Annotated in this window: 17 protein-coding genes; 6 read left to right on the top strand and 11 right to left on the bottom strand. The window is 70.1% G+C overall.

Features of this window, described 5'->3' with window-relative positions; genetic code table 11:
- Positions 1 to 61: 61 nt before the first annotated feature.
- The 4 genes from I004_RS0114100 to I004_RS38175 form a co-directional block, all read right to left on the bottom strand.
- Positions 62 to 1,054, bottom strand: a complete 993-nt coding sequence (locus tag I004_RS0114100; protein WP_028436032.1) for an NAD-dependent epimerase/dehydratase family protein — start codon at positions 1,052 to 1,054, stop codon at positions 62 to 64.
- A 146-nt stretch (positions 1,055 to 1,200) separates the two neighbouring features.
- Positions 1,201 to 2,163 carry an electron transfer flavoprotein subunit alpha/FixB family protein gene (locus I004_RS0114095; RefSeq protein ID WP_028436031.1) on the bottom strand — a complete coding sequence of 321 codons (963 nt, stop codon included), beginning with the start codon at positions 2,161 to 2,163 and terminating at the stop codon, positions 1,201 to 1,203.
- 77 nt (positions 2,164 to 2,240) lie between these two features.
- The gene (locus tag I004_RS0114090; RefSeq protein ID WP_028436030.1) at positions 2,241 to 3,026 is read right to left on the bottom strand and encodes an electron transfer flavoprotein subunit beta/FixA family protein; all 786 of its coding nucleotides are present in this window, start codon (positions 3,024 to 3,026) and stop codon (positions 2,241 to 2,243) included.
- 284 nt (positions 3,027 to 3,310) lie between these two features.
- Entirely contained in the window at positions 3,311 to 3,748 is a 438-nt protein-coding gene (locus I004_RS38175; RefSeq protein WP_486579987.1) for a thioredoxin family protein, read from the bottom strand.
- A gap of 241 nt (positions 3,749 to 3,989) precedes the next feature.
- Here I004_RS38175 and I004_RS0114080 point away from each other — a divergent pair, with 241 nt between their 5' ends.
- Positions 3,990 to 4,709, top strand: coding sequence for a lysophospholipid acyltransferase family protein (locus I004_RS0114080; protein WP_028436029.1), 720 nt, complete (start codon positions 3,990 to 3,992; stop codon positions 4,707 to 4,709).
- 64 nt (positions 4,710 to 4,773) lie between these two features.
- On the opposite strand, the gene I004_RS0114075 is transcribed toward I004_RS0114080, so the two are convergent.
- The 4 genes from I004_RS0114075 to I004_RS0114055 all read right to left on the bottom strand — a co-directional run bounded on the left by I004_RS0114075 (position 4,774) and on the right by I004_RS0114055 (position 9,163).
- Positions 4,774 to 5,853, bottom strand: coding sequence for a threonine aldolase family protein (locus I004_RS0114075; protein WP_028436028.1), 1,080 nt, complete (start codon positions 5,851 to 5,853; stop codon positions 4,774 to 4,776).
- Entirely contained in the window at positions 5,832 to 6,611 is a 780-nt protein-coding gene (locus tag I004_RS33880) for an SDR family NAD(P)-dependent oxidoreductase (protein WP_037976126.1), read from the bottom strand. Before I004_RS33880 ends, I004_RS0114075 begins: the two co-directional genes overlap by 22 nt.
- Before the next feature lie 55 nt (positions 6,612 to 6,666).
- A complete protein-coding gene (locus tag I004_RS0114060) occupies positions 6,667 to 8,064 on the bottom strand; it encodes a DUF6421 family protein (RefSeq protein WP_028436027.1) in 1,398 nt (465 codons plus the stop codon).
- Positions 8,065 to 8,146: 82 nt separating this feature from the next.
- The gene (locus I004_RS0114055; protein ID WP_028436026.1) at positions 8,147 to 9,163 is read right to left on the bottom strand and encodes an alpha/beta hydrolase fold domain-containing protein; all 1,017 of its coding nucleotides are present in this window, start codon (positions 9,161 to 9,163) and stop codon (positions 8,147 to 8,149) included.
- A 222-nt stretch (positions 9,164 to 9,385) separates the two neighbouring features.
- Between I004_RS0114055 and I004_RS0114050 the strand changes: the two genes are divergently transcribed.
- Positions 9,386 to 10,069 (top strand): glycerophosphodiester phosphodiesterase family protein, encoded by a 684-nt coding sequence (locus I004_RS0114050; RefSeq protein WP_028436025.1) that lies wholly within the window; start codon positions 9,386 to 9,388, stop codon positions 10,067 to 10,069.
- Here the strand turns inward: I004_RS0114050 and I004_RS0114045 are convergent.
- A complete protein-coding gene (locus tag I004_RS0114045; protein WP_028436024.1) occupies positions 10,041 to 10,598 on the bottom strand; it encodes a GNAT family N-acetyltransferase in 558 nt (185 codons plus the stop codon). The genes I004_RS0114050 and I004_RS0114045 overlap by 29 nt on opposite strands.
- Before the next feature lie 46 nt (positions 10,599 to 10,644).
- On the opposite strand from I004_RS0114045, the gene I004_RS0114040 reads away from it, so the two are divergent.
- From I004_RS0114040 to I004_RS33875, 4 genes are all read left to right on the top strand, one after another.
- Positions 10,645 to 11,037, top strand: a complete 393-nt coding sequence (locus tag I004_RS0114040; protein WP_028436023.1) for a glyoxalase superfamily protein — start codon at positions 10,645 to 10,647, stop codon at positions 11,035 to 11,037.
- 154 nt (positions 11,038 to 11,191) lie between these two features.
- Positions 11,192 to 11,812 (top strand): DUF5134 domain-containing protein, encoded by a 621-nt coding sequence (locus I004_RS0114035; RefSeq protein WP_028436022.1) that lies wholly within the window; start codon positions 11,192 to 11,194, stop codon positions 11,810 to 11,812.
- Positions 11,813 to 11,878: 66 nt separating this feature from the next.
- Positions 11,879 to 12,823 (top strand): M56 family metallopeptidase, encoded by a 945-nt coding sequence (locus I004_RS0114030; RefSeq protein WP_028436021.1) that lies wholly within the window; start codon positions 11,879 to 11,881, stop codon positions 12,821 to 12,823.
- A gap of 33 nt (positions 12,824 to 12,856) precedes the next feature.
- On the top strand, positions 12,857 to 13,579 hold the full coding sequence (locus tag I004_RS33875; protein ID WP_078511162.1) for a phosphatase PAP2 family protein: 723 nt from the start codon (positions 12,857 to 12,859) through the stop codon (positions 13,577 to 13,579).
- A 26-nt stretch (positions 13,580 to 13,605) separates the two neighbouring features.
- Here I004_RS33875 and I004_RS0114020 read toward each other — a convergent pair whose 3' ends face one another.
- Together I004_RS0114020 and I004_RS0114015 are read right to left on the bottom strand one after the other, a co-directional pair.
- Positions 13,606 to 14,115 carry a hypothetical protein gene (locus tag I004_RS0114020; RefSeq protein WP_028436020.1) on the bottom strand — a complete coding sequence of 170 codons (510 nt, stop codon included), beginning with the start codon at positions 14,113 to 14,115 and terminating at the stop codon, positions 13,606 to 13,608.
- A gap of 619 nt (positions 14,116 to 14,734) precedes the next feature.
- Positions 14,735 to 15,436, bottom strand: a complete 702-nt coding sequence (locus tag I004_RS0114015) for a zinc metalloprotease (protein ID WP_037976124.1) — start codon at positions 15,434 to 15,436, stop codon at positions 14,735 to 14,737.
- Between the last annotated feature and the right edge of the window lie 378 nt (positions 15,437 to 15,814).

Genomic DNA, 15,814 nt, shown 5'->3' with positions numbered 1-15,814 from the left:
GGCCAGCTGATTCAACAATTCGTTTAAGACGCTATCCGCGGTCTTCCGCACGGGTCAACCGTCACTCCGGCATCGCCAGGAGCCTGGCCTCGGTCTCATCGTCCAGACCCTTCATCGGACGGTCCGGCCTCTGCGGGGCTCTTCCGCCGATCCGCCGGAGCCACGCCCAGGTGTCCGCAACCGTCTCCTCCACCGGGCGGCAGCGCAGTCCCGCGGCCAGCGCCTTGGACACGTCGCACCGGTGCATGTGCTCGTAGTCGGCACTGCCGGGTGGCAGCCAGAACGGGAGGCCCGTCCACGGTTCCGCCCCGGCGGCCAGCACGGACTCCGGTGTGCGCCATCGCAGTTGGGCGTGGCCCCCTGTGACGTCCACGCAGGTGCGCAGCAGTTCGCCCATGGTCGTGTGCCCAGGCGGGGAGACGATGTTGTAGGCGCCGCCGAGCCCGCGGGCGGCGGCGGTCACCACCCACTCGGCCAAGTCCCGGACGTCGATGTACTGGAGCGGCAACTCGGCCGGCCCGGGCGCCGGTACGTCGCCCCCGCGGGCGGTGCGCAACAGCCACCACGGCAGGCGGCCGACGTTCTCACCGGGACCGACGATCAGGCCCGCGCGCACCAGCAGGGCCCGGTCGCCGAAGGCATCGGAGGCGGCGAGCTCTCCGCCGCGCTTGGCCCGTGCGTAGTCGGTCTCCGCGTCCTCCGGTGAGGTGTCCACGACCGGAAAGGTCTCGTCGGCACCCGCCGCGACCGGCTCGGCGTAGACCGAGCGGCTGGAGACGTAGGCGTAGAGCCCGGCGCGGCCGGACAGCAGCCGCGCCGTGTCGCGTACGGCGCCGGGCGCGCCCGACCAGGTGTCCACGACGGCGTCCCACTCCCCTTGCCCGAGAGCCGCGAGACCGTCCTCGGCCGAGCGGTCCCCCAGGAGGACCCGCGCGCCCGGCGGTGGCGCGTGCCGCCCGCGGTGGAAGACGGTCACCTGCCAGCCGCGTGCCAGCGCCGCCTCGGCGACGGCTCTGCCCACGAACTCGGTACCGCCCAGCATCAGGAGTCGCATGCCGCGAGTCTGTCCGCCCCCGGGAGGACACAGACCTCGTCCCGCTCTCGGCTGAACAAGCGGAACGCACGACGCGCCGCCCCCGCATGCCGGTGGCCTGCGGGGGCGGTGGAGCGGTCCGGGCGGAAGGAGGCCCGGCGGGAAGGTCAGCCCTTGCGGGTCTTGATCTCTTCCGTCAGCTTCGGCACGACCTCGAAGAGGTCGCCGACGACGCCGTAGTCGACGAGATCGAAGATCGGGGCCTCGCTGTCCTTGTTGATGGCCACGATGGTCTTGGACGTCTGCATGCCCGCCCGGTGCTGGATCGCGCCGGAGATGCCGGTGGCGATGTACAGCTGCGGGGAGACGGTCTTGCCGGTCTGGCCTACCTGGTTGGAGTGCGGGTACCAGCCGGCGTCGACGGCGGCACGGGAGGCGCCGACGGCCGCGCCGAGCGAGTCGGCCAGCTCCTCGATGAGGTGGAAGTTCTCGGCACCGTTCACACCGCGGCCGCCGGAGACGACGATCGCGGCCTCGGTCAGGTCCGGACGTCCGGTCGACTCACGGGGCGTGCGGGAGACGATCTTGGTCCCGGTCGCCTTCTCACCGAAGGACACCGACAGCTGCTCGACCGTACCGGCGGCCGGCGCGGCCTCCGGGGAGGTGGAGTTGGGCTTGACGGTGATGACCGGGACGCCCTTGCTGACGCGGGACTTGGTGGTGAACGCCGCGGCGAAGACGGACTGGGTGGCCACAGGCCCCTCGTCCCCGGCCTCCAGGTCGACGGCGTCCGTGATGATCCCGGAGCCGATGCGCACCGCGAGGCGGGCGGCGATCTCCTTGCCCTCCGAGGAGGACGGGACGAGGACGGCGGACGGGGAGACGGCGTCGTAGGCCGCCTGCAGCGCGTCGACCTTCGGCACGACGAGGTAGTCGGCGAACTCACCGCTGTCGGCGGCCAGCACCTTCACGGCGCCGTACTCCCCCAGCGTCTTCGCGGCTTCGTCGGCGCCGGGGCCGAGGTGCACGGCGACGGGGTCGCCGATGCGGCGGGCCAGAGTGAGCAGTTCGAGTGTCGGCTTGCGGACGGCACCGTCCACGTGGTCGACGTAGACAAGGACTTCAGCCATGGGGTTGCTCCTGCGGAAGAGTGGGGCGGTTTGTGCGGGCGGGCTCTCGCGTCACCTTGGCGTCGCTCGGACGGGCCTCAGATGAACTTCTGGCCCGCGAGGTACTCGGCGAGCTGCTTTCCGCCCTCACCCTCGTCGTCGACGACGGTGCCCGCGGTGCGCGCCGGGCGCGGCGTGGCGTCGTCGACCTTGGTCCAGGCGCCTTCGAGTCCGACCTCGTCCGCCTCGATGTCCAGGTCGTCCAGGTCAAGGGACTCCACCGGCTTCTTCTTCGCCGCCATGATCCCCTTGAACGACGGGTAACGCGCCTCGCCGGACTGGTCGGTGACCGAGACGACGGCCGGCAGGGAGGCCTCGAGGTGCTCGGTGGCGGTGTCGCCGTCGCGGCGTCCGTTGACCTTGCCGTCGGTGACGGAGACCTCGGACAGCAGCGTCACCTGCGGCACTCCCAGGCGCTCGGCGAGAACGGCCGGGAGCACGCCCATGGTGCCGTCGGTGGACGCCATGCCGCAGATGACCAGGTCGTACCCGGTCTTCTCGATGGCCTTGGCAAGGACGGCCGAGGTGCCGAGCGCGTCGGTGCCGTGCAGGTCGTCGTCCTCGACGTGGACGGCCTTGTCGGCACCCATGGAAAGCGCCTTGCGCAGCGCGTCCTTCGCGTCCTCGGGACCGACGGTCAGCACGGTGATCTCCGCGTCGTCGGCCTCCTCGGAGATCTGCAGGGCCTGCTCGACCGCGTATTCGTCCAGCTCCGAGAGCAGGCCGTCCACGGACTCGCGGTCGGTGGTCAGGTCCTCGGCGAAGTGCCGGTCGCCGGTGGCGTCGGGCACGTACTTCACACAGACAACGATCCTCAAGCTCACGCCGGCTCTCCTACTGCTTGTCCTACGGTTCCGGTCCGTCGCTGAACCGGCACCCCGTTCTCGATATTACTCGCCAGTACACATAGCGCGTACCCGGTTCTCAAGGCCGGGAACTGTGACCTTGCCAACCCGGGCCCGCCGGGAGCACGAGCCCAACTCAATCACGACGGCCGCCCGGCGACGCCGCCGGTGACCGCGCTGTCACCGTGCCGAGGCTGCACCCGAGGGTCAAGCAAGGGACCGCCCGGTGCGACATCAATCACGGGTCCGCGCGACCCGCCCGTTCACCGGGGCTCCTCCTGCCGGCTGCTCTCCCCGGCACCTCCCGCGGGGATCTCCCCCACCGCGCTGCCCGTATCCGCGGGGCCCGAATCCGCAGGGCCAGCCGCGACCGCCGGGGCCAGGGCCGCGATGACGTCGGCCTTGCGCGGCTGCCCGTAGGCTCGGCTCACCTCACGGCCGCCGGAGTCGAGCACGAGGACCGCGGGGGTGCGCACGATCCCCAACTCCCTTACGAGCGCGAGATGTTCCTCCGCGTCGATCTCAGCGTGTGCCACGCCGGGCACCATGCCGCTGACCTCTCGCAGGATGCGCCTCGTCGCGCGGCACGGCTGGCAGAAGGCACTGGAGAACTGCACGAGCGTCGCCCGCCTCCCCAGAACTCCGAGGCCGAGCGTCTCCTCGTCCAGCCGCGTGCCTCCGCCGCCGGTCTGCTGCCGCACTGCGCTCTCCTGCCGTCTCGCTCGTGTCCTGCTTGCCGCCCCTACGTCCCGCAGTGTGCAGCACATGCGGCATGTACGGGCATTCCCACCAGCCCCCGGCCACAGAGCGGACCGCGGTGTAGCCATCGCCGGGCCGATGGGGAACCATCGGCTGCGCACCGAAGTTACGCAGCCGTAGGAATTTGGCCGCGCACCTGGCGGGAGCCGCTCCCTCCCAGGACGGACAGGAAGGGCTCCGCACATGGCAGAACTCGTCTACCCACCCGTGATCGCCACGGCACGCGCCTGGTTCAAGGCCCTGGACCTGCGTTTCGACATCCAAGGCACCGAGCACGTGCCACGACGGGGCGGCGCTCTGCTGGTGAGCAATCACATCAGCTATCTGGACTTCATCTTCACCGGCCTCGCGGCACTGCCCGCGAAGCGGCTGGTGCGCTTCATGGCGAAGGACTCGGTCTTCCGGCACAAGGTCTCCGGACCGCTGATGCGGGCGATGAAGCACATACCAGTGGACCGTTCACAGGGCGAGGACGCCTACAAGCACGCGCTGAAGGCACTTGATTCGGGCGAGATCGTGGGTGTCTTCCCCGAGGCGACCATTTCCCGTTCCTTCACGCTCAAGGACTTCAAGTCCGGTGCCGCCAGGCTGGCGCAGGAGGCACGCGTACCGCTGGTGCCGGTCGCGCTGTGGGGAACGCAGCGTCTGTGGACCAAGGGTCACAAGCGGGACTTCGGACGCAACCACTTCCCCGTCGGCATACGCGTCGGCGAGGCGCTGCACGCCACCCCGGACGAATCGGCGGCGGGGCTGACCTCCCGGGTGCGCGAGCGCATCCAGGATCTGCTGGAGTCGGCGCAGCGCGCGTACCCGGGCACCCCGGACGGGCCGGACGACAAGTGGTGGCTGCCGGCTCACATGGGCGGAACCGCGCCGACACCCGCCGAGGCGAGGGCGATGTAGCGCCCGGCACGACGGCCGGAGACGACAGCAGCCGACGGCAGGCCGGCGCGACGGCGCCGGTCCGTCAGCGGCCCATCTCCTCGCGCAGCGCCGCGACGAATCCGTCGACGTCCTCCTCGCTGGTGTCGAAGGAGCACATCCAGCGCACGTCGCCCGCGGCCTCGTTCCAGAAGTAGAAGCGGTAGCGCTTCTGCAGGCGCTCGCTGACCTCGTTGGGGAGGCGCGCGAACACCGCGTTCGCATGGACGGGGTACAGGATCTCGACACCGTCGACATCCTTGACGCCCTCCGCGAGGCGGCGCGCCATCGCGTTGGAATGGCGAGCGTTGCGCAGCCACAGGTCGCCCGAGAGCAGGGCGTCCCACTGCGCGGATATGAAGCGCATCTTGGAAGCGAGCTGCATGGACAGCTTGCGCAGGTGCTTCATCGCGCGGACGGCGTCCGGGTTGAGGACGACAACGGCCTCGCCGAAGATCATCCCGTTCTTGGTGCCGCCGAGGGAGAGGACGTCGACTCCCGCGGCGTTGGTGAAGGCGCGCATGGGCCTGTCGAGCGCCGCTGCCGCGTTCGCGATGCGGGCACCGTCCATGTGCACCTTCATGCCGCGCTCGTGGGCGTGGTCGCAGATCGCGCGGATCTCCTCCACGGAGTAGACGGTGCCGAGTTCGGTGTTCTGCGTGATGGAGACGACCTGCGGCATCGCCCGGTGCTCGTCGTCCCAGCCGTGCGCCTCGCGGTCGATGAGCTCGGGCGTGAGCTTTCCGTCCTCGGTGGGCACCGTCAGCAGCTTCAGCCCGCCGACACGTTCCGGGGCGCCGCACTCGTCCACGTTGATGTGCGCGGTCTCGGCGCAGATCACCGCGCCCCAGCGGTCGGTGAGCGCCTGCAGCGAAATCACGTTGGCGCCGGTGCCGTTGAAGACCGGATAGGCCTCGGCCCGTGGGCCGAAGTGGCTGCGGACAGTCTGCTGGAGGTGCGCGGTGTACTCGTCGTCGCCGTACGCGGACTGGTGCCCGCCGTTGGCCAGGGCGAGTGCCGCCAGGACCTCGGGGTGCGCACCGGCGTAGTTGTCGCTGGCGAATCCGCGGATCCCGGGGTCGTGGCGGCGCTTCGCGTCGGTGTTCAGGGCTTCGGGGTCAGCCACAGGCGTTGTCCGTTCACTTCCTCGGTGGGCGTGCTCCACGTGCCGGCGATGGTGTCGGCCAGGTCCTTGACGTCGGTGAAGCCGGCGAACTTGGCCTTGGGACGTTCGGCCCGCATCTGGTCGCTCACCAGTGCCTTGACCACCAGGATGGCAGCAGCCGCGGACGGTCCGGCCTCGCCCCCTGCCTTGCGGAAGGAGTCTCCGAGCGCCAGCGTCCACGCCTCCGCCGCCGCCTTGGAGGCGGAATAGGCGGCGTTGCCCGCCGTGGGGTTGCTCGCACCGGCGGCGCTGACCAGCAGGAAACGGCCATTGCCACTGCGCGTCAGCGGGGCCTCGAAGGCGAGCGAGGTGTGTTGCACTGTGCGGATCAGCAGATCGTGCAGCGTCTCCCAGTGAGCGAGGTCGGTCTCGGCGAACGACGCCGAGCCCCGCCAGCCGCCGACGAGGTGCACGAGCCCGTGCACCTTGCCGAACTCCTTCTCGGTACGTGCGGCCCACTCACGCGTCGCCGCAAGGTCCAGCAGGTCGACGGTCTCTCCGGTCACCCGCGCACCGCCGTGCGCGAAGCGGGCGGCGTCCACGGCCTGGGCGAGGCGTTCGACGTCGGAGTCGGCCCCGACGACCGTTGCTCCCTCCTCAGCGAGCCGCAGCAGGGCCGCCGCTCCGGCAGGCCCCGCCGCTCCCGCGACGGCGATGACGGACCCTTCGAGGCTCCCCTTGCCGTTGCCCTGGTATCCGCGTGCCGTCGTGTTGGTCATGCCTGTCGCCTCCTGGTCCTTCGATGCCCCTGTCCGTTCCGCCCGCCCGGTGTGCTCAGGCGGCGGCCCGTACGGTGGCCTCCGCTGTGATGCCCTTGGTCGATGCGATCACGGAACGGAGCTTCTTCGCGAGGGCCTCATAGAACATGCTGAGCGGAAACTCATCCGGAAGCACCTCGTCCACGAGCTTGCGCGGCGGCAGGCTCAGGTCGAGCGCGTCGGGGCCCTTGGCCCAGGTGGAGCCGGGGTGCGGCGCCAGGTAGCCGGAGACCAGCTCGTACGCCTTGAACCAGTGGACGAGCTTGGGACGGTCGATGCCCGCGCGGTAGAGGGTCTCGATCTCCTCGCGCAGCCGCACGGTCACCTCGCGCGCGAGGTTCCAGTCGATGGCCAGCTTGTTGTTCGTCCAGCGCAGCGCCCCGTGCTGGTGGAGGTAGGCGAAGAGGAGCTGGCCGCCCAGCCCGTCGTAGTTGCGGTTGCGCTCGCCGGTGACCGGGAAGCGGAAGAGCCGGTCGAGCAGCACGGTGAACTGCACGTCGCGGCCCTGCGGATAGCCGTCCGCCTCCAGACGCACGGCTTCGTGGAAGGCCGTCAGGTCGCAGCGCAGCTCCTCCAGCCCGTACATCCAGAACGGCTGCCTCTGCTTGATCATGAACGGGTCGAAGGGCAGGTCACCGTGACTGTGGGTGCGGTCGTGGACCATGTCCCAGAGCACGAAGGCCTGCTGGCAGCGCGCCTGGTCGGAGACGAGTTCCCGGGCGGCCTCGGGGAGTTCGAGGCTGGTGACGTCGCAGGCGGCGTCGACGACGCGGCGGAAGCGCGCCGCCTCGCGGTCGCAGAAGATGCCGCCCCAGGAGAAGCGGGCGGGCGCCTCACGCACGGCGACGGTCTCCGGGAAGAGCACGGCCGAGTTCGTGTCGTAGCCGGAGGTGAAGTCCTCGAAGGTGATGCCGCAGAAGAGCGGGTTGTCGTAGCGGGTGCGCTCCAGCTCGGCCAGCCAGTCGGGCCAGACCATCCGCAGCACGACCGCTTCGAGGTTGCGGTCGGGGTTGCCGTTCTGGGTGTACATCGGGAAGACGACGAGGTGCTGGAGGCCGTCCTGCCGGTTCTGTGCGGGCTGGAAGGCGAGCAGGGAGTCGAGGAAGTCCGGGACGCCGAAGCCGCCCGTGGCCCAGCGGCGCAGGTCGGCGACGAGCGCCTCGTGGTAGGCGGCGTCGTGCGGCAGCAGCGACGAGAGGTCCTGCACGGCGATGCAGACCTGCTCCACATCCGATTCCACGGCGTCACGCGACGGAGCATCCTCCGCCTCGAAGTCGATCGAGCCGTCCTTCGACTGTGCGGGACGGATGGCTTCGACGGCGTCCTTCAGCACTGCCCATGCCGGGTGTTCGACCACGTGCTCGTCGGACATTCCCCGGGTGTCCGCGACCTTGGACGAAAGCATTTCCGTCATGACTACCCCTCCACAGAAGAACCTGGCGTCATGAAAACGGTAGCCGGGTCCGGGAGCCCTCTCAAGTGGAGGGGGCAGGAAATTATCCTTTCGAACCCCCGCTATCGCCGTGGATCTTCCTGTCCGATGCGGTTGAGGCGATGACTTTGCCCAGTCCGGCCATGGCCTCGGAGGAGTCCGGGAGCAGGTCGCCGACCGCGAGGAAGCCGTGGAACATGCCCGGAAAGTGCGCCTCGCTCACGGGCACCCCCGCGTCGCGCAGCTTGGCCGCGTACGCACGCCCCTCGTCGCACAGCGGGTCGCAGCCCGCGGTGACCACGTGCGCGGGCGGCAGACCCGACAGATCCGCCCGCAGCGGTGCCGCGTAGTGGTGCGTCAGGTCGCTGCCGGGCGGGAAGTACTGGGCTCCGAACCAGTTCATCGCGATCTCGGTGAGGAAGTAGCCCTCCGCGTTGAGGCGCCGGGACTCGGTCTCGGCCAGGGGATCGGTCGAGGGATATATCAGCAGCTGGTACGCGATCCGCGGACCGCCGCGCTCACGGATCATGAGGGTGCACACCGCGGCGAGGTTGCCGCCCGCGCTGTCGCCCGCGACCAGCAGCGCTTCCGGGTCGCCGCCCAGCTCCGCGATGTTCTCCGCCGCCCAGCACACGGCCGCGTAGGCGTCCTCCGGCGGCTCGGGGAAGCGGGCCTCGGGCGCGAGCCGGTAGTCGACGGAGACGACCACGGCTCCGGACGCACGGCACATGGCGCGCGCCGTCGCGTCGTGCGTCTCGAGGTTTCCCAGGACCCAGCCGCCTCCGTGGAAGAAGACCACCGTGGGCGCACTGCCGCCGGCCAGCTCCTCCTCGTACGGGCGGTAGATCCGCACCGGCAGATCCGGCGCGCCCTCGGGCCCGCGGATCAGACGGTCGGACACCGCGCCGACAGAGGGCTCACGCGGCGGCTCCGGCATCGACAGGGCAAAGATGCGGCGGGCCTCGGCCGCGTCGTGGACGCTCACGCCGACGTCCGGGAAGACGGCCGTCATCGCCTCCATCATGTCGCGGGCTCCGGGGGCGAGGCGTTCGGGACCTCGGGGCGCGCTGCTGCCGCTCACGTTGCTGCTCCTTCGTCGCGTGTGTGTTCCATGCGTTCCACCGGGCGTTTGTTCGCCTTTTGTGCGTCCCTCCGGCACCGGCCCGTCCCCCCGGGCACCGCCGGGCGTGCTGCGATCTCCACCGGAGCCGGACGGGTCGGAAACGCTCCGGGCATGACGGTTAGTCTGTCCGCCGCGCACGTCACGCTGTGCGCCGTCACGCGAGGAAAGAGAGAGGGTGCCGTGTCACTGCTCATCGTCGGCCACCGCGGAGTGATGGGCGTCGAGCCCGAGAACACTCTGCGCTCCTTCGTCCGCGCCGAGCACGAGGGTGTCGACGTCATCGAACTGGACCTGCACCTGAGCAAGGACGGCGAGCTGGTCGTGATGCACGACGCCGACGTCTCGCGGACCACGGACGGTTCGGGCGCCATCAGCGACTTCACCCTGGCGCAGCTGCGCGAGCTCGACGCCGGCCAGGGCGAGCGCATCCCGACCTTCCATGAGGTCGTGGAGGCCGTCGGGTCCCCGCTGCAGGCCGAGATCAAGGACCGGGCGGCGGCCCGGGTGCTGACAGCAGTGATCGACGAACTCGGCCTGCACGAGCGCGTCACGGTCATCTCCTTCCACGACGAGGCGCTGCGCGAGGTACGGGAGCACCTGCCGGAGATGCCGCTGGTGCTGGTGACGGGCCGGTCGACTCGCACCGCGCCCGAACGAGCTCGCGAGCTGGGCGCGTTCATGGTCTCGTGCGAACTGCAGTGGCTGGGGGCCGAGACCGTGGAGCGCTGCCACGCCGACGGGATCAAGGTCATCACCTGGACCGTGAACACCGGCGAGGAACTGGACCGCGTCCGCGAGTTGGGGCTCGACGGCCTGGTGACGGATATGCCGGAGATCAAGACGGCAGCACGTCGAGCTTCTTGACCAGCAGCTCGAAGGTCAGGTCGGCGCGCTGCGGAATGCCGAACCGCTCGTCGCCGTAGGGGAAGGGCGTGAGCATGCCCGTGCGCGTGTATCCGCGGCGCTCGTACCAGGCGATCAGGTCCTCGCGCTGCCGGATCACGGTCATCTGCATCTCACGCGAGCCCCATTCGGCGACGACAGTGCGCTCGGCCTCCTGGAGCACCACCTTGCCCAGCCCCGCACCCTGCAGTTCCGGACGGACGGCGAACATTCCGAAGTAGGCGACATCGCCTCGCCGCTCCAGCTGGCAGCAGCCCACCAGTTCCCCCGCCCGCTCGACGGCGAGCATGATGCTTCCGGCATCCGTCACCACAGCTCCGACGCCCTCGGGGTCGGTGCGCTGGCCCTCCAGCAGGTCGGCCTCGGTGGTCCAGCCCGCGCGGCTGGAGTCGCCCCGGTAGGCCGACTCCAGGAGTGCCACGAGAGCGTGGACGTCCTCCGGTGCCGCGACGCGGAAGGTCGGTTCGCCGGTCTCCTTGACGTTCTCCATGGTGAGCGACCTTAATACCGTGCCGCCGGGAATAGAGTCGGTCGGCATGGTGCACGTACTCAGCAGCCGCGTACTGCTGCGGCCGACCGACCCCGAGCGCACGAGGACCTTCTACGGGCAGACGCTGGGACTGGCGGTCCAGCGGGAGTTCGGGACGGGCCCGGAGCGCGGCACGGTCTACTTCCTGGGCGGCGGTTCCCTCGAGGTCTCCGGCCACTCCGAGCACCCGCCCTCGCCCGGCCTGCAGCTGTGGCTCCAGGTCGAGGACGCCGAGGCGGCGCACCGCGAGCTGACCGACGCCGGGGCCGAGGTGCTGCGGGGGCCCGTGCAGGAGCCGTGGGGGCTCATCGAGATGTGGATCGCCGATCCTGACGGCGTGCGCATCTGCATCGTCGAGGTTCCCGACACCCACCCGATGCGCTACCGGCCGGGGATCTGACCCACGACCCCGGGCGCGGTTGCCTGCCGGTCCTCCGGCCCCGCGCTCTGCCCCGCCCTCCGGCTCCTGAGCGCTCCCCCGTTGCGCCCGTGCGCTCCCGTGTGACGGCGCCGGACGGGAAGCCTCCCCGAAGGGCGAGCGGGGAGGTCGGGCGATGCACGGCTCAGCGACGGTCGGCTGGCTGCTGACGGCGCTGTGCGCGTTCGTCGCCTGTGTGTGCCTGCTGCGCGCACGGGGGGCCGGGGGGATGCAGCGGCGTACTGCCAGGAGCGAAGCCCTCATGGGGCTGGGAATGGCGGCCATGGCGCTGCCCGGCAGCGTGTCCGCGGTACTGCCCCCGCTCGCCCTGCTGGTGCTCTTCGGTGTGGTCGCCGTGCGGGAGCTGGCGCCGCTGCTTGAGGTGCGGCGGGCTCCGATGCCGTCGGGACCGGGCCACCGGCGGGCGGAGCACGTCCACCAACTCCATCACCTGGTCGGCGCCCTGGCGATGATCTACATGGCGCTGGCGATGCCGGGGACGCACGGTGCCGCGCCCGGCAATCACACGGCCGCAGCCGCTTCGGGGCTGCCGCTGCTGACGGGTGCGCTGCTGATCTACTACGCCGTCTACGTGCTGCGCACGGGCGCGCTTCTGCTTCCCGCACCCGCAGGTGACGCCGCCCCCGCGGCCGGAACGGCCGGAGGTGACTGCGCGGCGCGCGACCGCCCGGAACTGGCGGCGGCCTGCCGAGTCGCCATGGGCACCGGCATGTTGGCGATGCTGCTCATGCTGTGAGGGATCGGTCACTTCTGTGCGGGTGGACGTACCGCCCCGAGGTCGGCGCCTCATACTCTGACAATCATGATGGTCCCGCTGGCGCTGCTCGTCCTCGGCGCCCTGGCAGCCGCCGTCGCCCCCCGTGTGCTGGCCCGTTCGTCCTGGCCGGAACGGGAGCCGGTGCTCGGTCTGTGGATGTGGCAGTGCGTCGTCGCCGCCGTACTGCTGTGCTGCCTGCTGGCCATGGCGTTCTCGGCAGCCGCCGCGTGGCAGGTCGTCCGGGGCCATGTGTTCGCACCGGCGCCCAGCGGCGTCGAGGAGGCCTACGGGCTCGGCCTCGGCTCGCACGGACCCTGGGCCGGAGCCCTCGCGGTGCTGCTGGCCTGCGGCGGTGCGTGGACGGGTGCCATGCTGCTGCGCGAGGTGCACGAGGCAAGGATGCGGCGCCGCAGGAGCCGGGCGGAACTGCGTGAGCGGGCGCCGCGGCTGCCGGGCGAGGAACGGTCCCACGGCGACCGTCTGGTGGTCCTGGAGGGGGACAAGCCCGAAGCCCGGTGGCTGCCCGGCAGCACGCCGCAGCTCATCGTCACCACCGCGGCGTTGCGCCGGCTGAAGGGCCGTCAGCTGGACGCGGTCCTGGAACACGAGCAGGGTCACGCGCGTGCCCGTCACGACTGGCTGATGCACTGCTCCTCCGCGCTCGCGTCCGGTTTCCCCCGGGTGCCGGTCTTCGCCGCGTTCCGCGATCAGGTGCACACCCTGGTCGAGATGGCCGCGGACGACACAGCCTCGAAGCGCTACGGCCGACTGACCGTCGCCCTGGCTCTGGTCGAACTCAACGAGGACAGCGGGGTGTTCGGCCCCGCACCGACTCCCCTGGCCCAAGTCCCCCACCGCGTGCACCGTCTGCTGTCCGCCGCTCCCCGGCTGCCGGTCTCGCGCCGGGTGCGGATGACGGCGGCGGCGGTGCTCGTCCCGGCCGTGCCCCTCGTCGTGGCATTCGTACCGGGACTCTCCGCGCTTCGATAGCCGCAGAAGTGGCTACTGGGTGAAGATCGAGACATGCACGGACCGACGCACGCCCCGACCACGGACCCGCCCTCTCCCGTGAGCATCTCCGTACCAGCGGCGAGATGGCTGTGGGCGGCACTCGCATTGAGCGCCCTGGCCTGCGCTGTCATCGCGCTCATCGCGGTCGGCTGGCCGCCCGTGCTGAGCGCGGACAAGGACGTCGCGGACTGGTTCCACGCACGGGCGCTGAAGCATCCGGCCTGGACCGACACCAACCGCGTGCTCAGCGACTGGGTGTGGGACCCGGTGACCATGAGGCTCCTCGTCGCTGCGGCCGCGCTGTGGGTGTGGCTGCGGGGAGAAGCGGTGCTCGCACTGTGGTGCCTGGGAACCGCCGCCGCCGGCTTGGGTGTTCAGCAAGGACTCAAGGCGCTCCTGGACCGCAGCCGCCCGAAGTGGCAGCAGCCCGTGGACTCCGCCCACTTCGCCGCCATGCCCTCGGGCCACACCATGACGGCCGCGATCGCCTGCGTACTGGTGGTGTGGCTGGTTCACCGTTCCGGAGCCGGACGGCCGCTGCGCGCGCTCGTACTCGCCCTGGCCTGCGTGTCGGTGGCCGGTGTGTGCCTGACCCGCATCGTGCTGGGGGTGCACTGGCTCACGGACACCGTGGTCGGTGCGGCGCTGGGCGCCGCGCTGGCTGCCGCGTCCATCGGACTGTGGTACTTGCTGGTCAACCGGGGCGTACTCGGGGCGGAGAGGAACGCCGCCTGACGTCCGCCCCCGCACGGCGCCCGGGGTCAGGGCGTCATCACGTCCGTGTTGATGGAGAGCTTGAACTGGGCGTGGACCAGGGGCACGGCGATCTTCTTGTCGTCCTTGCCCCGGGCGGAGACCTTCAGACCGAGCGGCACGTCAGGGTGCACGAACATCTGCCACATGTACGACTTGTACTGGCCGCCGCCCGTCTCCGCGGCGTCCGTGGTGGCCGTCGAGTCGTATTCGTCCCCGAGCGGGTCGCGCACGAAGCGTGCGCGGTACTCGTGCGGATCGCTGTCCTTCTTCCAGTGGACCATCGCCGAGACGATGCCCCAGCCTTCGTGGCTGGGGTGGATCAGGCCCGATCGCGCGTCGGGGAACTCGGAGGTGTCACCGCCGCGACGGGCGGCGTGCATGTTCCAGGGGTCGTACGACTCCTGCCTCCCGTACGGGAAGCGGACCAGGTAATAGCCGTCGTCGTCGTACTTCACGGACTGCGAACCGGAGGAGTGCTGTGCATCCCAGATGAGCGAGACCACCGCTAACGGCATGGACTCTCCTAGTAAGCCGCGGAAACCGGAAAGCCGCAGATCAGGCAGAAGAAGGAACGTGGCGCAAGTGCCCGTCTCAGCGCGTACGTTGATTCATTCTATTGCTCGTCCGGCATTCAACAACGGTCTGCGCAAGGGGAATTGTGCGCTTGTGCGTTCGAGGACCGGCGTCGCGTGGGGCGGCATGCGGCCGTGGAGGCGGACGACGGCCGCCCATCTGTCACGACCAGCCCATCTCCGTGTAGCGGCGCCCCGCGCCGATGCCGGCGACGGCTGCCCGGGTGTAATGCACGGTCCTCGCCGGAAGCCCGTCGGGCTCCCACCACTCCCAGGCAGTGCACTTGTCGGGCTCGAGGATCTTGACCGGTCGGCCGGTTCACGTCCGCCACCGAGGAGCGACCACGATCCCGGCTCCCAGATGCCGGGAATCTGGTCCCGCAGATGCAGAAGGTACTCGCCCGCATCGTTGCGGATCAGCGCCGAAGCGTTCGCCGGCTCGTGCGGTTCGTGCTCCTCCGGAACTGCCGGGTCGACGCGCGTGCGGTCCGTGTCCTCGCGGGAATCGGTCGCCGGCCGGTCGTCGGTCATCGGGCGCCTCCGCTGCTCGAGGTTCGGACCCCTACTTGATGCCCAGGATCCTGGCGTTGGCGAGCAGCGCACGGACGCCGTTGATGTCGTAGCCGACGAGCTTTCCGCGGTTGGCGGTGGTCTGGTAACCGCCGTTGGGCGAGCACATCAGCGGCTTGTTGCCGTAGCTGGTCGCCACGCACTCGTACGCCTCGACGGTCCCGTCCCGGTCCTTGTCGTGGTTCGGGTGGTCCAGGCCCAACGCGTGAAGCAACTCGTGCGGCGGGAGGTTGTGGCTCAGCGTCGTACCCAGCTTCCACGCGCCCGCGCGGTACTCGGAGTCCATCCACACGATGCCGCTGTACTGGACTCCCCGGGAGTCGACGCAGCTTCCGGCCCTGGAATAACCGGGCTTGCCGCTCAGCGGCCGGTACGCCTCCGTGAAGTAGATCGTGCCGCGAGGCGGACACGTGGCCGTGGACATCGCCGCCACACCTCCGACGGCCACCTTGACGCCTTCGGCGCGGAGTTGGGTCAGTGCACGGGACAGGTACGGCGCGTACCAGTTCCTGATGGCGGTCGACGAGAAGACGATCGTGTTGGCCTGGCTCGGCGAGAGAGCCTTGACCTTCTCACCGGTGTTGATCTTCCAGCCGGTGCCGGAGGTGGCGATCTCCGCGGCCTGGGCCTGGGTGACGGTGAGCGCGAGTGCCGCGGCTATGGCCGCTGCCGCCGTGACGGTTCTCTTCAGCATGGGTGTGCTCCTTATGAAGTTGTGGGGGCGCCGCCGCGACTACGGCGCCTTCACATGTTGTTCACCTTTCAGACGCGACAGACACACATATCGTTGCGTACTCAACTACACAGGCGCGTAACAGATTGAGGGGCGGTGGCGAACTGGCCGGCCGGGCGCACGGAACGGCTCGCTGCGGGTGCGCCGGCGAAATCGACACCGTGCTCGTGGCGGACGAGGGCCACGCCGCCGCCAGCAGCACGGTGGGCCACTGCGTGCTTGACGGCCTCGGCGTCATCACAGCGCACGACGTCCTCACCTCACCCATGACCGTGAAGGACCTCGATCACGGAAGGGGTCGAGGTCTCCCTACTTCCTGATCAGCATCACCCGGTGTCA

The organism is Streptomyces sp. TAA486 (assembly GCF_000426165.1).
This window is presented reverse-complemented; position numbering and strand designations above follow the sequence as displayed.